The sequence below is a fragment of the Kitasatospora sp. MY 5-36 genome (assembly GCF_001182915.1).
In the GTDB taxonomy this organism is placed as follows: Bacteria; Actinomycetota; Actinomycetes; order Streptomycetales; family Streptomycetaceae; genus Kitasatospora.
Map to the genome: position 1 here is coordinate 1 of NZ_LFVW01000935.1, position 3,178 is coordinate 3,178.

General features: G+C 77.5%; 3 protein-coding genes and 1 pseudogene. All 4 read right to left on the reverse strand.

The genetic code is table 11. From position 1 onward, the window contains the following. Window positions 1-663, reverse strand: a 663-nt coding sequence (locus AE652_RS38460; RefSeq protein ID WP_049660060.1) for an energy-coupling factor ABC transporter ATP-binding protein, incomplete at its 3' end; no start/stop codon positions are given. Further along, window positions 660-1,775, reverse strand: a complete 1,116-nt coding sequence (locus tag AE652_RS38465; RefSeq protein WP_063780412.1) for a CbiQ family ECF transporter T component — start codon at window positions 1,773-1,775, stop codon at window positions 660-662. The genes AE652_RS38460 and AE652_RS38465, both read right to left, overlap by 4 nt. Window positions 1,776-1,791: 16 nt before the next feature. Continuing rightward, a complete protein-coding gene (locus AE652_RS38470; RefSeq protein WP_234348696.1) occupies window positions 1,792-2,595 on the reverse strand; it encodes an SCO2322 family protein in 804 nt (267 codons plus the stop codon). Continuing rightward, window positions 2,595-3,178, reverse strand: a pseudogene (locus AE652_RS49125) (hypothetical protein); the annotation flags it as partial. The pseudogene AE652_RS49125 and the gene AE652_RS38470, both read right to left, overlap by 1 nt.

Consider the following 3,178-nt stretch of genomic DNA (forward strand, 5'->3'; position numbering starts at 1 on the left):
GGGCGGGGCGTCGGGGGTGAGCAGCAGCACCTGGTCGGCGTACTGGACGACCCGCTCCAGCCGGTGCTCGGCCATCAGCACGGTGGTGCCGAGGTCGTGCACCAGCCGCTGGAGGACGGACAGCACCTCCTCGGCCGCGCCCGGGTCGAGCGCCGAGGTGGGCTCGTCCAGGACCAGCACGCGCGGGTGCACGGTGAGCACCGAGCCGATCGCGACGCGCTGCTGCTGGCCGCCGGAGAGGGAGTTCAGCGCGCGGTCGCGCAGGTCGGCGAGGCCGAGCAGGTCGAGGGTCTCCTCGACCCGGCGGCGCATCACGTCGCCCGGCAGGCCCAGGGACTCCATGCCGTAGGCGAGTTCGTCCTCCACGGTGTCGGTGACGAAGTGCGCCAGCGGGTCCTGCCCCACCGTGCCGACGAGGTCGGCGAGTTCGCGCGGACGGTGCTCGCGGGTGTCCCGGCCGCCGACGGTGACCCGGCCGTGCAGCACCCCGCCGGTGAAGTGCGGCACCAGGCCGCTGACCGTCCCCAGCAGGGTGGACTTGCCGGAGCCGGACGGGCCCACCAGCAGGCAGAGTTCGCCCTCGGGGACGGTCAGGTCGACGCCGTTCAGGGCGGGTGCGGCCGAGTCCGCGTACCGGACGGAGACCTGCTCGAAGGTGATCACGATGCCCTCCGGGGCGGGGTCGGGGCGGCGAACGCCGGTACCAGGCCGAGCAGCACGGTCAGCACGGCGGCCAGTGGCAGCGCGGGGACGGTCGGCGGGACGACGGTGGGGGCGAAGGCGGCCGGGTCCCGCGCGGCCAGGTAGGTGGTGAGGGCCGCCACGGCCGCCCCGGAACCGGCCGTCAGCCACTCGGGGACGGCCCAAGGGTCGGGCCGGTAGCGACTTCTGACGGACCGTCGGCCACCGAGCAGCAGGCCGGCGAAGGCAGCGGCCAGGCCGAGCAGCAGGACGGGCAGCGCCCAGCCCGCGCCACCGGCCGTCAGCAGCCCGTACGCGGCCAGGCAGATCCCGAGCAGTCCGGCCAGGGTGAGCGCGGCCGTCGCCCGGGCGAGCCGGCGCGGGACGTCGGCGGTGCGGCCGAACCCCCGGGTGTCCATGGCGGCGGCCAGTGCGATGGACCGCTCCAACGCGCCCTCCAGCACCGGGAGTCCGACGCTCAGCACGGCCGCGACGCCCTTGTCGGAGCGGCCCCGCAGGCGCCGCGCGGCACGCAGCCGGCGGACGTCCGCGATCAGGTTCGGCGCGAAGGTCATCGCCACGACGACGGCGACGCCCGCCTCGTAGAGCGCGCCGGGCAGGGCGCGCAGCAGCCGGGCCGGGCTGGCCAGCGAGTTGGCGGCGCCGACGCAGACCAGCAGGGTGGCCAGCCGCAGCCCGTCGTACAGCGCCGCGAGCAGCCCCTCGACGGTGACCCGGCCGCCGATCCGCACGCCCTGCGCCCAGACGGGCAGGGGCAGTTCGGGCAGCGTGAACAGCACATGGGTGCCCGGGATCGGCGATCCGAGGAACACCGCGAACACCAGCCGGATGCCGAGCACCAGCAGGCCCAGCCGCAGGAACGCCCCGTACGAGCGCGACCACGGCGCATCGCCGCGCCGGGCCGCGACCACGTACCCGGCGACGGCGACGAGCAGCAGCAGGATCGCCGGGTTGGTGGTGCGGGTGGCCGCCGCGCCCAGCCCCAGCGCCCACAACCACCAGGCCCCGGGGTGCAGTTGACGGGGGCCGGTGGGCGGCCGGGTGGTACGGACGGCGGTGCTGCTCACGGTGATTCCTGGGTGGGGGACGTTAGGGGTGACGGCGGCGGCGCGCCTGCCAGACGGCGCCACCGGCGAGGACGGCCACCAGCGCGCCACCGGCGATCAGGCCGACGTCCGGGCCGCTGCCGGTGCTCTGGTCGGCGGATCCGGCGGCCGGCTGGGCGGCGCCGGCCGCGCCGACCTGGTCGCCGCAGCCCGCCTTCGGGTACCCGGCGATGGCGCACAGCAGCCCGTTGGTGTCGTAGCGCAGCGGCGGGGCGACGGTGGCCAGCACCTCGGCCGAGGTGGCGCGGGGCGCGACGGCGGCGCAGGCCGTGCGCTGCTCGGGCACCGAGGCGGCGGACGAACCGGAGGTGGACGAGCCGGAGACGGACGAACCGGAAGCGGACGAGCCGGAGGCGGACGAACCGGCGGCGGAGCCGGCGTCCTCGGCGGTGCCGAAGTCCAGCACGACGGCCACCCGCTTGCGGCCCTCCTGCGCGGGCGTGTCCGCGCAGATGTCGGCGAAGCTCCCGGCCGTCCGGGGCTTCGCGGCGTCCTGCCCGCCGTCCGGGCTCAGCGCGAACCGCCAGCCGTCCACGGCCCCGTCCGGCGGCACCGCGACGGAGGGCCCCTGCTGCTGGTACGTCCAGCCGCCGCCCTCGGCGCCGCGCCAGAACGACCAGTACCGGTACCCGGCGGCCTGCGCCGGAGCGGCGGAGGCGAGCAGCAGCGCCGCCCCGAGGAGGGGGAGGAGCAGCGCGGCGAGGGCGGTGCGACGGCGGGCGCGGGCACCCCCGCCCGGCAGGCCGGGGCCCGGCCCGCCGGGAGCGGCGTGGGAGGCGGGACGCATCAGAGGTGGGTGTTGCGCTTGCGCTGGAGGCTGAGGAGGAGGCCGCCGCCGACGCCGATGAGCAGGCCGACGCCGATCAGCCAGTACTGGCCGATGCCGCCGTCCTTCTTCTTCGCCGGGGCGGTCGCCGTCGCCGTGGCGGAGGCGTCGGTGGCCTTGGGTGCCGGGCCGAGGGCGGTGAGCTGGCCGGTCAGGGCGGCGGTGTCGCGGTGGGCGGCCTGGGCGACCAGCAGGAGGGTGGCGGTGGCGCCGGCGTCGGTGCCGCCCTTGGTCCAGGTGGCGCCCTCCTTGCCGAGCCAGTCGACGGCGCCGGCGGCCTGCTGGGGGTGGCCGCTCTGGCTGAGGGCGAGGGCGGCCCAGGCGGTGGCGGTGTAGTCGGGGGTGGGGGCGGCGCCCGGGGTGGTGAGGGTGAGGTGGTCGCCGCCGGCCGCGAGCTGGGCGGTGAGGTAGGCGCCGACGGCCTCGCCGGACTCCGCGTGCGAAACCGGGGCCGAGGAGGCCGAGGAGCCCTGGGCGGCCGGGGCGGTCGGGGCGTCGGCGCAGGCCAGGGCCTTGGGCGCGGCGTCGGCGTGCACCGTGCCGG